At 60.8% G+C, this 14,711-nt stretch carries 11 protein-coding genes; 5 read left to right on the top strand and 6 right to left on the bottom strand.

What is annotated here, in order from left to right:
* Window positions 1-63 precede the first annotated feature (63 nt).
* Both BLR69_RS21225 and oadA read left to right on the top strand, forming a co-directional pair.
* Window positions 64-1,479: an acetyl-CoA carboxylase biotin carboxylase subunit gene (locus BLR69_RS21225; RefSeq protein WP_003195732.1), complete on the top strand. Its 1,416-nt coding sequence runs from the start codon at window positions 64-66 to the stop codon at window positions 1,477-1,479.
* Window positions 1,480-1,490: 11 nt separating this feature from the next.
* The gene (gene oadA, locus BLR69_RS21220) at window positions 1,491-3,299 is read left to right on the top strand and encodes a sodium-extruding oxaloacetate decarboxylase subunit alpha (protein ID WP_071494677.1); all 1,809 of its coding nucleotides are present in this window, start codon (window positions 1,491-1,493) and stop codon (window positions 3,297-3,299) included.
* 75 nt (window positions 3,300-3,374) lie between these two features.
* Here oadA and BLR69_RS21215 read toward each other — a convergent pair whose 3' ends face one another.
* Window positions 3,375-4,667 carry an autotransporter outer membrane beta-barrel domain-containing protein gene (locus BLR69_RS21215; protein WP_071494676.1) on the bottom strand — a complete coding sequence of 431 codons (1,293 nt, stop codon included), beginning with the start codon at window positions 4,665-4,667 and terminating at the stop codon, window positions 3,375-3,377.
* A gap of 256 nt (window positions 4,668-4,923) precedes the next feature.
* Between BLR69_RS21215 and BLR69_RS21210 the strand changes: the two genes are divergently transcribed.
* Window positions 4,924-6,249: a type II toxin-antitoxin system HipA family toxin gene (locus tag BLR69_RS21210; RefSeq protein WP_071494675.1), complete on the top strand. Its 1,326-nt coding sequence runs from the start codon at window positions 4,924-4,926 to the stop codon at window positions 6,247-6,249.
* Window positions 6,246-6,521 carry a helix-turn-helix domain-containing protein gene (locus tag BLR69_RS21205; protein WP_071494674.1) on the top strand — a complete coding sequence of 92 codons (276 nt, stop codon included), beginning with the start codon at window positions 6,246-6,248 and terminating at the stop codon, window positions 6,519-6,521. The genes BLR69_RS21210 and BLR69_RS21205 overlap by 4 nt, the downstream gene beginning before the upstream one ends.
* A gap of 71 nt (window positions 6,522-6,592) precedes the next feature.
* Here the strand turns inward: BLR69_RS21205 and BLR69_RS21200 are convergent, their stop codons facing one another.
* The 3 genes from BLR69_RS21200 to BLR69_RS21190 are packed head-to-tail and all read right to left on the bottom strand — an operon-like array spanning window position 6,593 to window position 8,356.
* Entirely contained in the window at window positions 6,593-7,264 is a 672-nt protein-coding gene (locus BLR69_RS21200) for a GNAT family N-acetyltransferase (protein WP_071494673.1), read from the bottom strand.
* Window positions 7,265-7,274: 10 nt separating this feature from the next.
* Window positions 7,275-7,721, bottom strand: a complete 447-nt coding sequence (locus BLR69_RS21195) for a GNAT family N-acetyltransferase (RefSeq protein WP_071494672.1) — start codon at window positions 7,719-7,721, stop codon at window positions 7,275-7,277.
* Window positions 7,718-8,356 (bottom strand): FMN-binding negative transcriptional regulator, encoded by a 639-nt coding sequence (locus tag BLR69_RS21190; protein WP_071494671.1) that lies wholly within the window; start codon window positions 8,354-8,356, stop codon window positions 7,718-7,720. Before BLR69_RS21190 ends, BLR69_RS21195 begins: the two co-directional genes overlap by 4 nt.
* Before the next feature lie 87 nt (window positions 8,357-8,443).
* Here BLR69_RS21190 and pdxR point away from each other — a divergent pair, with 87 nt between their 5' ends.
* Window positions 8,444-9,979 (top strand): MocR-like pyridoxine biosynthesis transcription factor PdxR, encoded by a 1,536-nt coding sequence (gene pdxR, locus BLR69_RS21185; RefSeq protein ID WP_071494670.1) that lies wholly within the window; start codon window positions 8,444-8,446, stop codon window positions 9,977-9,979.
* Window positions 9,980-9,987: 8 nt separating this feature from the next.
* Here the strand turns inward: pdxR and BLR69_RS31220 are convergent, their stop codons facing one another.
* Together BLR69_RS31220 and BLR69_RS21180 are read right to left on the bottom strand one after the other, a co-directional pair.
* The gene (locus tag BLR69_RS31220) at window positions 9,988-10,842 is read right to left on the bottom strand and encodes a hypothetical protein (RefSeq protein ID WP_232000929.1); all 855 of its coding nucleotides are present in this window, start codon (window positions 10,840-10,842) and stop codon (window positions 9,988-9,990) included.
* Entirely contained in the window at window positions 10,761-14,636 is a 3,876-nt protein-coding gene (locus tag BLR69_RS21180; RefSeq protein WP_232000928.1) for a dermonecrotic toxin domain-containing protein, read from the bottom strand. Before BLR69_RS21180 ends, BLR69_RS31220 begins: the two co-directional genes overlap by 82 nt.
* Window positions 14,637-14,711 lie beyond the last annotated feature (75 nt).

The following is a 14,711-nucleotide window of genomic DNA, read 5'->3' as shown; positions in this document are numbered from 1 at the left end:
TCACGCGCCGACCCGGCTCCAGCGGGTCGAAGAACGCAGCAATCGGCTCAAGGGAATTTCCAAGTGATAAAAAAGATCCTGATCGCCAACCGTGGTGAAATTGCCGTACGAATCGTGCGTGCCTGCGCCGAGATGGGCATTCGCTCGGTCGCGGTCTACTCCGACGCCGACCGCCACGCGTTGCACGTCAAGCGTGCCGACGAAGCCCACAGCATTGGTGCCGAGCCCCTGGCCGGCTACCTGAACCCGCGCAAGCTGGTGAACCTGGCGGTGGAAACCGGCTGCGATGCGCTGCACCCCGGCTACGGCTTCCTGTCGGAAAATGCCGAACTGGCAGACATCTGCGCCGAACGCGGCATCAAATTCATTGGGCCATCGGCTGAAGTGATTCGCCGCATGGGTGACAAGACCGAAGCGCGCCGCAGCATGATCAAGGCCGGTGTGCCGGTCACGCCGGGCACCGAAGGCAACGTCGCGGATATCCACGAGGCACTCACCGAAGGCGACCGCATTGGTTACCCGGTGATGCTCAAGGCCACGTCCGGTGGTGGTGGTCGTGGTATCCGTCGCTGCAACAGCCGCGAAGAACTTGAACAAGCCTTCCCCCGTGTGATCTCCGAAGCCACCAAGGCCTTCGGTTCGGCGGAAGTGTTCCTGGAAAAATGCATCGTCAATCCCAAGCACATCGAGGCGCAGATCCTCGGTGACAGCTTCGGCAACGTGGTGCACCTGTTCGAGCGCGATTGCTCGATCCAGCGCCGTAACCAGAAGCTCATCGAAATCGCCCCGAGCCCGCAATTGACACCTGAACAGCGCGCCTATATCGGCGACCTGTCGGTGCGCGCCGCCAAGGCCGTGGGCTACGAGAACGCCGGTACCGTGGAGTTCCTGCTCGCCGAGGGCGAGGTGTACTTCATGGAGATGAACACCCGGGTGCAGGTGGAACACACCATCACCGAAGAAATCACCGGGATCGACATCGTCCGGGAACAGATCCGCATCGCCTCCGGCCTGCCGCTGTCGGTGAAACAGGAAGACATCCAGCACCGTGGTTTCGCGTTGCAGTTCCGTATCAACGCCGAAGACCCGAAAAACAACTTCCTGCCCAGCTTCGGCAAGATCACCCGTTACTACGCGCCCGGTGGTCCCGGCGTGCGTACCGACACGGCGATCTACACCGGCTACACCATCCCGCCGTTCTACGACTCCATGTGCCTGAAACTGGTGGTGTGGGCGTTGACCTGGGAAGAGGCCATGGACCGCGGCCTGCGTGCCCTGGATGACATGCGCCTGCAAGGCGTGAAGACCACTGCCGCCTACTACCAGGAAATCCTGCGCAACCCGGAATTCCGCAGCGGCCAGTTCAACACCAGCTTCGTGGAAAGCCACCCTGAGCTGACCAACTACTCGATCAAGCGCAAACCCGAAGAGCTGGCCCTGGCCATCGCCGCCGCCATCGCCGCCCACGCAGGCCTGTGAGGAATACAACAATGTCCAAGAAAATCTTTGTCACCGACACCATCCTGCGCGACGCCCACCAATCGTTGCTGGCCACCCGCATGCGCACCGACGACATGCTGCCGATCTGCGACAAGCTCGACAAAGTCGGCTACTGGTCCCTGGAAGTCTGGGGCGGCGCGACCTTTGACGCCTGCGTACGCTTCCTCAAGGAAGATCCGTGGGAGCGCCTGCGCAAACTGCGCGCCGCATTGCCCAACACCCGCCTGCAAATGCTGCTGCGCGGCCAGAACCTGCTGGGCTACCGTCACTACAGTGACGATGTGGTGAAGGCGTTCGTGGCCAAGGCGGCTGTGAATGGCATCGATGTCTTCCGCATTTTCGACGCCATGAACGACGTGCGTAACCTGCGCGTGGCCATCGAAGCGGTGAAAGCCGCCGGCAAGCATGCCCAAGGCACCATCGCCTATACCACCAGCCCGGTGCACACCGTCGAAGCCTTCGTGGCCCAGGCCAAGCAGTTGGAGTCCATGGGTTGCGACTCCATCGCGATCAAGGACATGGCTGGCCTGTTGACCCCGTATGCCACTGGCGAGCTGGTCAAGGCGCTGAAGGCCGAGCAGAGGCTGCCGATCTTTATCCACTCCCATGACACGGCAGGTTTGGCCGCGATGTGCCAACTCAAGGCCATCGAAAACGGTGCGGACCATATCGACACCGCCATCTCCAGCTTCGCCTGGGGCACCAGCCACCCAGGGACCGAGTCGATGGTCGCCGCCCTTAAAGGCAGCGAGTTCGACACCGGCCTGAGCCTGGAGCTGTTGCAAGAGATCGGCCTGTACTTCTACGCCGTGCGCAAGAAATACCACCAGTTCGAAAGCGAATTCACCGCGGTCGACACCCGTGTGCAAGTCAACCAGGTGCCGGGCGGGATGATTTCGAACCTGGCCAACCAGTTGAAAGAGCAGGGCGCTCTCAACCGCATGAGCGAAGTGCTGGCCGAGATCCCGCGTGTGCGTGAAGACCTTGGCTTCCCGCCGCTGGTCACCCCGACCTCGCAGATCGTCGGCACCCAGGCGTTCTTCAACGTGCTGGCCGGCGAGCGTTACAAGACCATCACCAACGAAGTGAAGCTGTACCTGCAAGGCGGCTACGGCAAGGCGCCGGGCACGGTGAACGAGAAACTGCGGCGCCAGGCCATCGGCAGCGAAGAAGTGATCGACGTGCGCCCGGCCGACCTGCTCAAGCCGGAAATGACCAAGCTGCGTGGCGAAATCGGCGCGTTGGCCAAGTCCGAAGAGGACGTGCTGACTTACGCGATGTTCCCGGACATCGGGCGCAAGTTCCTCGAAGAACGCGACGCCGGCACCCTGGCGCCGGAAGTGCTGCTGCCCATCCCTGAAGCGGGCGGTGTGGCGCGTGCCGGTGGCGAAGGCGTCCCGACCGAGTTCGTCATCGACGTGCACGGCGAAAGCTACCGCGTGGACATCACCGGTGTTGGCGTCAAGGCAGAGGGCAAGCGCCACTTCTACCTGTCCATCGACGGCATGCCGGAAGAAGTGGTGTTCGAACCGCTCAACGAGTTCGTCAGCGGCGGCAGCAGCAACCGCAAGCACGCTACCGCGCCGGGCCATGTCAGCACAGCGATGCCGGGCAATATCGTCGATGTGCTGGTCAAGGAGGGCGATGTGGTGAAGGCCGGCCAGGCCGTACTGATTACCGAAGCCATGAAGATGGAAACCGAAGTGCAGGCCGCGATTGCCGGCAAGGTCACCGCCGTTCATGTGGCCAAGGGCGACCGGGTCAACCCGGGCGAAATCCTGATTGAAATCGAAGGCTGAATAACAGCCTTCGACACTACAGCTTAATCCTCGGGGGGGCAGGTGCCCCCCTTTTTTTGCCTGGAGTTTGGTGGGTCAGAAGCTCATCTTCCATTGCCCCATCAGGCCTTGGTTACGGCTGTTGGTAGCGGCCTGGGCGCTGTAGGTCAGGCCGACGGTGTGTTGTTTCGACAGGGCCAGGTCCAGCCCTGCTTGCAGATCCAGGCTGTTGCGATCCAGCGAGGTACCCTTGACCGTGAAGCCGTCAACCAGCCCCGGCAGGGCGCCGTAGGACTGGCGCACCTGGCTGTCGACCTCGCCGTAGAGGTGTTTCCAGCCGGTGCTGAGGTGGGGCGTAAGGCTGACCTGGTTATCGAATCGATACACCGTTGCCAGGCGAAGGCCCACGGTGCTACTCAGGTTCTGCTGGGTTTGTGCGCCAACGTTCAGTGCAGTCAGGCCACCGGCTTCCTTGAAGCTGTCGCGGTGGTAACGCTGGAAGCCGAGGCCGGCGAAGGGTTCTACGCTGACATCCGCGCTGCCCAGTTGATAGCCCAGTTCGGAAAACAGGGTTTGGCTCTGGGCGTTGTATTGGCCCCTGAGTTGTTCCTTGTAATCCAGCAGGTTGACGCTGCGTTTGTTCTTTCCCGCATGGTCGCTGTAGATCGCGCCCAGGCGCAGGGCCAGTGGGCCGTCCTGGCGCACGGCATAACCGCCCAGATGCCAACTGTCCAACTCGGAGGCGAAGCGTGGAGTGTCGAAATGGCTGGTGGATTTTGCGCCCATCACACCCACGCGCCAGGCGTGATCCAGTGCCCAGTCGGCGCCCAACAGCAGGCCTTCGGTGCTGTATTTCAAGCCGGCGCTGCCGCCTTGTTGGTCGAGGCGGCCGTCGTGGCCCAGGCCTTGAACCCAGAAGTGTCCCTCGTCGTCGGCGGGCAATGTGCGCAGGGTTGAAAGCAATTGGTTGCCGAGTTGCTGCGTGGTGTTTTGCGTTGCGCCCGCGAGGTTGGCGTTCTGGCTGCCAGCCAATTGCTCAAGGCTGGCACCGATTCCGCCGGGTTGTTTCTCCAGCGCATCACCGAATTTTTCCAGGGCTTTGATTTGCTCGGCGGTCAGTTTTCCGGACTGCAGTAAACCAGTCAACGCAGGCTCTAGCACCTTGGCCACTTGCAGGCCATTGTGCGATGTGGCCTTGCGGGTGAGATAACCGTCGAGGGGTGTCGCTTTGGTTTCGGGCACGTAGACCCACGCGTCATCCAGTGCATCGTAGGGTTGATACCAGTACGGCGTGTATTCGATATCGCCCCGCGCCTGTGCGGTTTGAAGGCTGGCGGCGCTGAGAGCAAGGGCAATGACAAGGGCAACTCTGTGCGGTGTAAAAGGCATGAAATCCCAACCTCTGATGAATGAGGCCGGGAATTTAGCGAGATGGTGGGGTGATAACTGTCAGGCCATCGACCCCTGGTTTGCGGGAGTTGTCTCTAGTGCGTGGCGATTAAAAACTCATCTTCCTTTGGTCGATGCTTTTTGAGTCTGCATTTTATTGCGTTCATAGCGGGTGCGTGGGTTTCATATCTGCACTATATTGCAATTTCAGTTCACCTTTTCAGCTGGTGAATGCATTAAATTGCAGGTGAGAGCCATGGTCCGTCTGACACTACAAATCTACGCCGAAGGAAAATGGCAGGACGCCATGCTCCTGACATTTGATACGCCGCAACTGGGTTTCGAAAGTCGATGCAGTTTTGGTTATGGCCAGCGCTATCTGGTGGAACACCTTGATGAACTGGCGACACCCTTCGCCACCTCGGTGAGTGCCGCGTTCCCACTGCAATGGGAGGGTGGTAGAGCCCAGCATGCTCCCGCTTTTGTACATGACATCGCACCTGCGGGTGCCGCTAAACGTTTTCTGATGGCGCGTATTGGTGGGGATACACCGGATGACATCAGTGCAGACCTTTTTCTGCTGATGCGCAGTACGCCTGCCCCCATTGGACATATGCGAATCAAAGAATCGGTTGAGGCTTTGGACAATCGAACCCCCATGGGGTTTGAACGTCATGAGGTAATCCGGCGGGACAACCGATTCCTGGAGTATGCCTATGAGCAAGGCGCAGCTATCGGCGGAGCCACGGGGGCGGGCGGGGAGGCGCCAAAGTTACTGCTGACAGAAAACCAGGACGGTTTGTTATTCCCGGATGCGGTGCTGGACGACGAGCAGGTCAAGCAACATTGGTTTGTGAAGTTTGCACGCAATAAAGGCACACAGACGGATCAGGACATCCTGCGTAGCGAATTCCACTACTACAAAGCCTTGCAGGCCTTGGGTATTGATACCGTGGCGGAGTCGGGGTTATCACTGGAGGAAGCGAGCAAGCCCAGTGTGTGGATGCACCGTTTTGATCGGCGCGTCACTGCGCAGGGGGTCGAACGCTATGCCGTGGAGTCAATCTACTCATTGGCGGGTGTCACGGTGCCCGGCAGCGCCATGGCGCATCGTGAGGTGGTGACGTTGTTGGTTGAATTGTGGCGAGAGGCTGGTCAGTCCAATCAAGTACCGGTGTTGGTCTCTGAGTATCTCAAGCGCGATCTGTTGAACAAAATCCTCGGCAACTCGGACAACCATGGTCGCAATACCTCGATCATTCGCGAAGCGAACGCCCTGCGTCTTGCACCCATCTACGATTTGGCGCCGATGGTAATGGACGACGAAGGCATCACGCGCACGACCAAATGGCCCAGGGAGCTGGAGCGGGCGGGCGACGTGGATTGGCGGGGTGTATGTCATTTGCTGGGTGATCTTGTCGACAGCGAGAAGCTGTTCGAAGACCTGAGGGAGGCGGCGCAACAGCTTTCAGCCTTGCCAGACATACTCAGTGCCAGCGGCTTGCCTGCGGTGACTATGAACCATCCCGGCATTGCGTTGAAACATCTGCCGCAGCGGTTGAAAGAATGGGGACTGAAATGAGCTTGACCGTTGAAGAACGCACCCAGTTGATTGAAAGCATTCAGGATGCCTTGGCAGAAGGCACACTGGAAATCGCCGAAGCGGTACGCCGCTTGCGTACCGAAGTCACCGGCCTGCATCAAAGCCAGTTTGCCAGGATGTGCAAAATCTCCGTGCGCACCTTGGTGCATATCGAGCATGGCGAAGGCAATCAGACACTGAAATCGCTCAATGCAGTGTTCCGGCCATTCGGATTGAAGATGGGGGTGGTGAAGGTGCGCAGAAGCCTCTAGGTAACGGCGCTGGCACTGAAGACCCAATGTGGGAGCCCGGCTCCCACATTGATCAACGCAGTGTTGGCGATTCAGGCACGGCACTGCGCCAATGTTTTCACCTGCCCATCCCCGCGCTGATTCTCTTGCGACAACCACTTCTCAAACCCCGCTCCAACCTTCAGCCACTCCGAATCGATGATCGAGTACCACGCGGTATCGCGGTTCTTGCCCTTGACTACCATGTGCTGGCGGAACACCCCTTCGAAGCTGAAGCCCAACCGCTCGGCCGCGTATCTGGAGCGATCGTTGGCGTTGTTACACTTCCATTCCAGGCGGCGGTAGCCCTGTTCGAACGCGTGTTTGGCCAGCAGGTACACCGCCTCGGTGCTTTTCGGCGAGCGCTGCATCGGTGCGCCGAAGGTGACGTGGCCGATTTCGATGCGGCCCTGTGCGGGAACGATGGACATCAGGCTGAGGAGGCCTTGCGCCTGGCCAGTCTGGCGGTCGATCACGCAGAAGAAGTACGGGTCGCTGTGGGCCGCGTGGTTGTTCAGCCAGTCATTGAAGGCGCTGCGCTCCGGGAAGGGGCCGTACGGCAAGTAGTCCCACAGCTTGGGGTCGGCATCGGGGCCTTGGAGGGCCTGGAACAATTCGTCGCCATGGCGGGCCGGGTCGAGTTTTTCCAGGCGGATGAAGCGCCCTTCAAGCAGTTTGACGGTAGGCGCCGGGGCGCCTTTCCAGTCGGCGAGGGAAGTAGTCATGCTGCGCTCCTTAAAGACCTTTGCGAAATTGGATGAACCCAGGGCGTTCGGCGATGCGTTCGTAGAGTTGGATCGCGGTGGCATTGGTCTCGTGGGTCAGCCAGTGCACCTTGGCGCAGTCATCGGCCTTGGCGGTGGCGTAGACGAATTCGATCAGCTTGCGACCGACGCCGGTGCCGCGTTGGGCCGGGTCCACCAGCAAGTCCTGCAGGTAGCAGGAATTCTCGATGCTCCAATTGGAGCGATGGTAGATGAAATTGACCATGCCCACCGCCTTGCCGTCCTGCCAGGCCAGGGCCGAATGGGTCGGCTCGCTGGCGTCGATCAGGCGTTGCCAGGTGCTTTGGCTGACGGCGTCCGGCAGTTCGGTTTCGTAGAACTTCAAATACGCCTGCCACAGCGGCAACCAGGCAGCGTGGTCGGCGGCGGTGACCTGGCGGATGTCGATCGGGCTCATTCTGGGGCTCCTTGAGGAATAAAACGGGCGAGGGTCTGGTCGCGCACATCGGCGCTGGTTGCCAGACCCGCACGCACGCCGGCCATGTCGGCCGCACTGCGGTTTTGGCTGAGTTTGCGTTTGCCGATCAGGCGCTCGATCGGCAGGGCGAAGCCGACGATGGCCTTGAGCATGCCGTCGATGTAGTCGGCCGGGGCGTCGCTGACTTTCCAGGGCTGGGCGCGGCCGCCTTCATGGCGATCGGTCAGCGCAGTGACCACCGCGAGCAAGCGCTCGGCATCGTTGAACACCTCGGCTTTGCCATAGGCGTGCACGGCGATGTAGTTCCAAGTGGGTACCACTTTGCCGTGCTCGGCCTTGGCCGGGTAGAACGCCGGGCTGATGTAAGCCTCGGCACCCGCGAAGATCACCAGCGCTTCGCTGCCGTCCTGCAGGTCTTTCCACTGTGGATTGGCCTTGGCCAGGTGCCCGTAGAGCGTGCCGTTCGGGCCTTCATCGGGGTTGAGCAGCAACGGCAAGTGGCTGGCTTGCAGGCCTTGCTCGCCAAAGGTCACCAGTTGCGCCAGGCGGGTGTGCTGGATCAGTTGCTGCAGTTCGGGCAAATCGTCGAGGGCAAAGGCGCGAGGTGTGTACATGGAAATATTCCTTGGCGAATGCTTGCATCCTAGGCAGGCTAATGGTTCGTTGAAAGAGCCATCTGGCACTCATTTCATAGGTCCAATATGTCACCTGTCTCGCCGCCCCTGTCGTTCAACCCCGCCGGCATTGAACTGGATCGCCGCCAAGGCCTGACGCGCCAGCTGTATGACGCCCTGCGCCAGCGCGTGCTGGACGGCCGATTGGTCAGCGGCACGCGCTTGCCGGCCACCCGTGACCTGGCGACGGCGTTGTCGATTTCCCGCAACAGCGTGGTGCGCGCCTACGATCAGCTATATGCGGAGGGATTTATTGAAAGCCGGGTCGGCGATGGTACCTATGTCGCCCAATTGCCCACTGCAAAAAAACTATCCACAAAAGTATCCACAGGGTTTTCAACAGGCTTATCCCCAACCTTATCCACAAAATGGGCGGATTTGCCGGAAGACCTCGACAGTGAAGTTATCCACAGTGCGGGCTTGGCGCGGATAAGAACCAACCACCTGTCCCTGCCTCCAGCGGGGCCGCCACGGGCATTTCGCGTGGGCGTGCCCGCCTTCGATCTGTTCCCTTTCGAGGTCTGGGCCAAGCTGAATGGGGCGTTCTGGCGCAAGCCGGACCTGGAACTGTTGTGCTACGGCGACCCGGCGGGCGACGGTCGCCTGCGCGGACTGATTGCCGCCTACTTGCGCAGCTCACGCGGCATGCAGTGCACGGCTGAACAAATAGTGATCACCAGTGGCGCGCAGCAGGCCATCAGCCTTTGTGCACAGTTGCTGGTGGAGCCCGGGGACGGCGTGGCGGTGGAAAACCCCGGCTATCGTGCGGCCGGGCATGCGTTCGCCCTGGCGGGCGGAAAATTGCATGGCGTGCCGGTGGATGGCGAAGGTATTGATTGCCAGGTGCTCAACACCTTGAGCGATTGCCGCGTGGCCTATGTCACACCCTCCCACCAGTACCCGATGGGGGTGGTGATGAGCCTGGCGCGGCGCCTGGAGTTGCTCGCCTGGGCCGAGCGCACGGGCGGATGGATCATCGAGGACGACTACGACGGCGAGTACCGCTACAGCGGCGCACCGTTGTCGCCCCTGGCCGCGCTGGATCGCAGTGGGCGCGTGCTCTATGTCGGTACTTTCGGCAAGGTGGCCTTCCCCGCGTTGCGCCTGGGCTATCTGGTGTTGCCGGCGGGCCTGGTGGATGCGTTCGCCCGGCGCCGTGCTGTCGACATGCGCCACTCCGAGGTCAGCACCCAGGCGGTGATGGCTGAATTCATGGCCGCTGGGCATTTCCAGCGCCATATCCGCCGCATGCGCCGTGCCGCGTTGAGCCGGCGCAATACCTTGTTGGCGGGCTGGCCAAGCGGGGTGGCCGGTGTCGGCGAGTTGCCCAGTGTCGCTGCCGGGCTGCACCTGACGGTGCGCGTGGACAGCCTGGCCCGCGAGCAGCAGTTGCTCGAACTGGCGCGGGCCGCTGAGGTTGAAATCAATGGCCTGAGCAGCTACTGGCTGGCGCAATCCAGCCCGCCTGCGGACCAACGTGCCGGCCTGGTATTGGGGTTCGCCGCCGTACCGGAGCCAGCGATTGTCCAGGCGCTGGAGCGCTTGCGCAGGGTATGGCAGTGAGCGAGCCCTCAGGTTTCGCTGTGAGGGTGCGTGTTGAAAAACATCGACTTGGCCAATGGTTTGCCAATGGCTGCGCGCTCAATGGCAATCTGCTCTTTGTCTGAGAGCCCTGTGGTCTGAAAGGCACCCCCGAGTTTTTGTTGTGCAACGGTCTTGAAGTGCCCGGCGACAAAGTCTTCGTTACCTGCCTGCATCGAGTGGTAATGAAAGTGCGCATACCACAACACGGCCTGGGTCTTGCGATCGTGGACTCCGTATTCGTCCAGGAAGTCTCTACGGCTTTTGAGGCGTCGGCGCGTGAGGGTTTTCCTGACGATCACCTCGCCCTGTTCATACAGCCACTGAATACGAGGTGCGACGGGAATCTGCTCCTTGATCATCCTGATGCGCGTGGCTTTGCCCTCTTCGTAAAGCTGCTGCACGGCTGCATTGAGCTTGAGCTTGAGTTGGGCCGCGGCGGGGTGGTCGATTTCAGTCAGATTGCGTTGGGTGAGGGCCTCCTCGATGTTTTCAATCGCGCGCTCAAGGGGGGGCACCTCCAGGTGAAACATCCCTTCGATGTCTGTCGGCAGGCGCCAGGGTTTATTGGAATGGCCCTCAAGACGTTTGATTGTGGCGGGTATTGCATCCAGAAGCGCCTGGCCCTCTTTGAGGCTGGTGTCCAGGCTGATCGGCTTCGAGGCTGGCGGGCGGGCACGCTCCTCGACCCGCTGCGCCCACTGCCCCGGCGATTTTTCATGGAAGGTGGCTATCACCTTGCCGGTCAGCGGTGCTTTGACATCTACCAGGGAAGGGTCCGACTCGCGTGGCTCGCCGACCACAACGCCGTGAAAGCGTGTCTTGATGACCTTGCGGGGGGCCACCGGTGCGGGCCGAGAGGGTCCTGGCTTGGGCTCCAGTGCCTTGCGTTCGCGCAACAGTCGCGCCAAGTCGTGAGTCGCACGTTGGTTGAATTCGTCGACGAGTCGTACAGGTCGTTGAGCGGTTCCCTGAGCACCTGTTCGGGTGCATCGGCATGCAGGTCAAGCAGGCGCTGGTCGACAGTGGTGAATTGGTCGACGAGGCTATCGAGCACCTCGATACGCTCCGACAAGGGGCTGTCGGCATCGTTTTGCAGGGTATCGAGGTAGCTCTGCACAGCGAGGTCGGCCATACCCACGATGGTGCTCAGCTGGGTGCGTGCCTGCTGCTGTTCCGGCGCGTTGCCGTTTTTGATGCACAGGAAGCGCGACACCATTATTTGCAAGGCTTTCAGGTCGTGCAGGTTGAGGTTGGGCAGTGCCTTGGAAGTTGTCTGCATCACCTGCGCACCGGCGCTGCCCAGCTTCGAAAGTTCCTTGAAGCGTGAGTCGACGTACTCCAGGCGGCTGATCATTTCCAGGTTCAGCGTGGACATTTCCTGGGCCAGATCGGTGGTGCTCTGGGGGATCTCGGAGGTTGCTTCGTCCAGCAAGCCGACCGTATCGAGCAAGGTGTCTCGATAGGGGCGCAGGCGCTCCTCGACGGCGGAGCGGGTGAGCAGCAACTGTTTGTTCAAATAATCGACCATGGCGATCTGGTAGTTGGGCACCGTGTCGATAACGCCCAGTGCCGTGAGTTGGCGGATTGGCACGTCGTATTCCTCCAGCCGCCGGTCGACGTCGCCGATATAGGCATCGCGCCTTTGCGCGGTCGAGGGGCCAGGCTCGGAGCCGATGGCGGCGAGGGATTCGGAAAGCTCCGCCTGGCGACGACTCTCGTTGGCATCGAAGTCAGTGAGGCTTTTCCTCAGCTCAGTGATGCGCTGCGGCTTCTGCCCCTGAGCGGCACGCCGCCGATTGCGAAAGCCTCCCCCGCGCAGGCGTAGCCGTACGTCGACGAACCATTGGCCGGACCGGTTGCTGACCAGCAACGGGCCAGTGCGCGCGGGGTCGTTGGGGTCGGCTATGATCACGTTGTCGTTGTCGTCCAGATTGACCTCGAACCAGCGCTCGCCGACCGGGGCGTACCACTTGTCCTTGTCCGGATACAGATGCAGATGAACGCCGGGTGTTCTGTTCTGCTCGCCAAGGGTGGCGGGTTTGTCGGTTTTGAATGTGTCCAGCCGTGTACCCAGGCTCGAAGGCGCGCGACTGAGTGCGCCGCTGATATGCAGGGTTTCCTGGTGTAACGGGGTCAGGTCGGTGCCCGGCAGGTCCGGCAATTGCTGGTTGGCGACCACGGGGGGCTGCGGTAGCGGGTCTTTGGGCTTGATCGGTTTCTCGGGGATGGGTTCAAGCCGGGGTTTGGAGGGTTCGGTCACGGGCTCACGGGTTGGATGACGCAGCCCTACGTGCAGGGCCAATGCCATGCCGAGGTTGAGCCACAGGTCGACGAGCGCGTTCCAGCCCTCGGATTTGTCGGATTTGTCCACCGCCTGCTCGGCCTGCTCCAGGTCTTCCATGATTTGCCACATCCACGCGGCAACCCCCACGGTAGGCCCCAGAAACGGCAGCACGGCGTTGAAGATCTGCCAGCCGGTCTGGCGAAAGGTCGCCCAGCGCTTCTGCTCATTGGAGATCGATTGACGGGTCGCCAACTCGACCATCGCGTTGGCGTTGGCCTTGAACAGCGTGATCAGGGCGCCGTCGCCCAACACGTCGTCGCTCAATTCGATAGGTCCGCTCATATCCACCACCGTCGCCGGCTCGACAATCACTCGCACAACGGTCCAAGGCGACGGCAGGGTGTCGGGAAACACGTACTGCTCGTAGTTGAAGCGGACGTCTTCGGGTAACCAGGCCAGCACTGATTCGCGCAGGTCTTGGTCCTGCTTGATCATGTACAGCAGGTTTTGCCGGGATGGGAACTGGGCAAGCACTGGTTCGAGCAAGGGGCGGTACAGCATGCAGGGGCCGGCGGAAGGGTCCAGCGGGCCGATCACAAACATATTGGCGACTTCATCCCTCTGAATGCCGCTGCGCAATGTCGGGACAAAGGCAAGCGGTCGGATCACGATCGGCTGCCCGTCAACCTGCTGGTCTTGCTTCTCTACCTGCATCACTGCGGCGACATAGCGGTAGCCGAGTTCGTCGATGCCCTGGCGTTGCTGGATCTTCAATTGCAGAGCCAACAGTGGCAGTTGCACGCGTAAATGACTGATGTACAGCAATTGCCTGGCCCTTGACTGGACCGGATCGTCGAGCAAGGTGCTTTTGATCAGCGCCGGGTAGTGTTCGCCGATATCGACTGTGCCGATCACCTCCTTCAGGAACCTGAAGTTCAACCATTGCGGCGCCACTGAATCGTTGTAGTACACCGTGGGTTGGCCGGTGGGCAGGCCGGTGAGGTTCTCCAGGGCCAGGTCGATCAGGCTGCGCTGGGTCACATCCACCTCGCCCGGTATTGCGAAGGTGCCCCAGATCACTGGGCTCTGGATCGTCACTGCAACCTTGTTCAGGTTCAGGTGTGCACCTTCTTTGTGAGCGCGGATCTGCTCCTGCAGCTTCTCAAGGGCGTAGTCGCGTATTGGCGGGATTCCGTCCTGAAAAGAACGGCCTTCGTTGAACGCGTGGATCTGTGCCAATTCAATGATGTAGCGGCTGTAGAGGGCGATGTCCTGGTCCGAAGCATTGGCCAGCCAGTCCGGCATTTGTTGATGTATCTGGCGGATATGGGAGAGCGCATGGTCGCTCAGGTTTTCAATGCTGGGCACAATCCGGGAGAGAGTGGTTGGCATCTCAGGCTGCGGTGCGGTGGAAGCGGCAACGAACCTCTCGGCCTCACCGATGGCTTGGATTTGCATGGCTATCAGGGCACAGGCGAGGCTGTCGAAAAAGCTGTCGGCGGGCTCGTACAACTTCCACTGCAATGTTGTATCCGATTGCAGTTGCACGACCTTGGCCGGCAGTGCCTTGCCCAGCTCTTCGAGAGATCCGAAGCGCTCGTAGCCACTGACCAGTGAGTACGCCAGGATCATCGTCTGTTCGTTGAACTCACCAATCAGCACCGCCATATCCAGCACCCCCACATGCACGGTGACGTTGTCGCGCAGCAGGCTGACATCCACCACGTAGGCGCGGCTGTTGTAGCGATCCTTGACCCTGCGCTGGGCGCGCAATGGAAACCGATAAAGCCCTCTCGCCATTTCACACTCAAGCACATCCCAGTCTTCAACGGTGGTGACATTCCAGGACTTGCGCAATGAATGGGAGAAGGTCTGCCAACGCGGCCAATTGTTGCCGTTCGATGCATTCCAGTAGTCCAGTTGGCGCTCCTGGAAGGCGGCGAACAGCAGGCCGGCCAACTCATTGATCAGGCGTGCGATGGCATCGATTTTCACCGGCAAGTGCACGGCTGTGGGGGACTCCGGGTGCAGCGTGAGGAAGTGTTCGCCTTCGAGGTAGATGACCGGGGTGGGTGATAGCATCTGGCGTGCCAGCACCGTGGTTATCGATTCGGCATGGGGCGGGAGTGGCATGATGACCGACTCAAGCACCCGCCAGCGCGGGGTGACGATCATCGTCAGGTCCGGATCGATATTGAGCGTGGGGTACTGCTCCTTGAGTACCCAGCGCAAGGTAAAAGACGCCACTTCCCGTGCAGACGGGCCGGTGGTCAATTGGGTGAGTAATTCGTAGGCGTTGGTGGGGCGCCCGTTCAGGGTGTGGTTATTGTTGTTGTGCGCGTTTTTGGACATTGGCGGCTCCTTCTGTCGTTGGCCAGGGCGAACTGCGAGCGCGCACGGTAGCGACAGCAGGAGTGGCCGGGACGG

Source organism: Pseudomonas azotoformans (assembly GCF_900103345.1).
GTDB lineage: Bacteria > Pseudomonadota > Gammaproteobacteria > Pseudomonadales > Pseudomonadaceae > Aquipseudomonas > Aquipseudomonas azotoformans.
Note: the sequence above shows the minus strand (reverse complement) of the source record. Positions and strands in the feature narration are given on the sequence as shown.

Excerpts from the sequence above, each read along its gene's own strand:
- oadA (WP_071494677.1), top strand. The coding sequence starts at position 1,491 with ATGTCCAAGAAAATCTTTGTCACCGACACCATCCTGCGCGACGCCCAC.
- BLR69_RS21215 (WP_071494676.1), bottom strand. The coding sequence starts at position 4,667 with ATGCCTTTTACACCGCACAGAGTTGCCCTTGTCATTGCCCTTGCTCTC.
- BLR69_RS21210 (WP_071494675.1), top strand. The coding sequence starts at position 4,924 with ATGGTCCGTCTGACACTACAAATCTACGCCGAAGGAAAATGGCAGGAC.
- BLR69_RS21205 (WP_071494674.1), top strand. The coding sequence starts at position 6,246 with ATGAGCTTGACCGTTGAAGAACGCACCCAGTTGATTGAAAGCATTCAG.
- BLR69_RS21200 (WP_071494673.1), bottom strand. The coding sequence starts at position 7,264 with ATGACTACTTCCCTCGCCGACTGGAAAGGCGCCCCGGCGCCTACCGTC.
- BLR69_RS21195 (WP_071494672.1), bottom strand. The coding sequence starts at position 7,721 with ATGAGCCCGATCGACATCCGCCAGGTCACCGCCGCCGACCACGCTGCC.
- BLR69_RS21190 (WP_071494671.1), bottom strand. The coding sequence starts at position 8,356 with ATGTACACACCTCGCGCCTTTGCCCTCGACGATTTGCCCGAACTGCAG.
- pdxR (WP_071494670.1), top strand. The coding sequence starts at position 8,444 with ATGTCACCTGTCTCGCCGCCCCTGTCGTTCAACCCCGCCGGCATTGAA.
- BLR69_RS21180 (WP_232000928.1), bottom strand. The coding sequence starts at position 14,636 with ATGTCCAAAAACGCGCACAACAACAATAACCACACCCTGAACGGGCGC.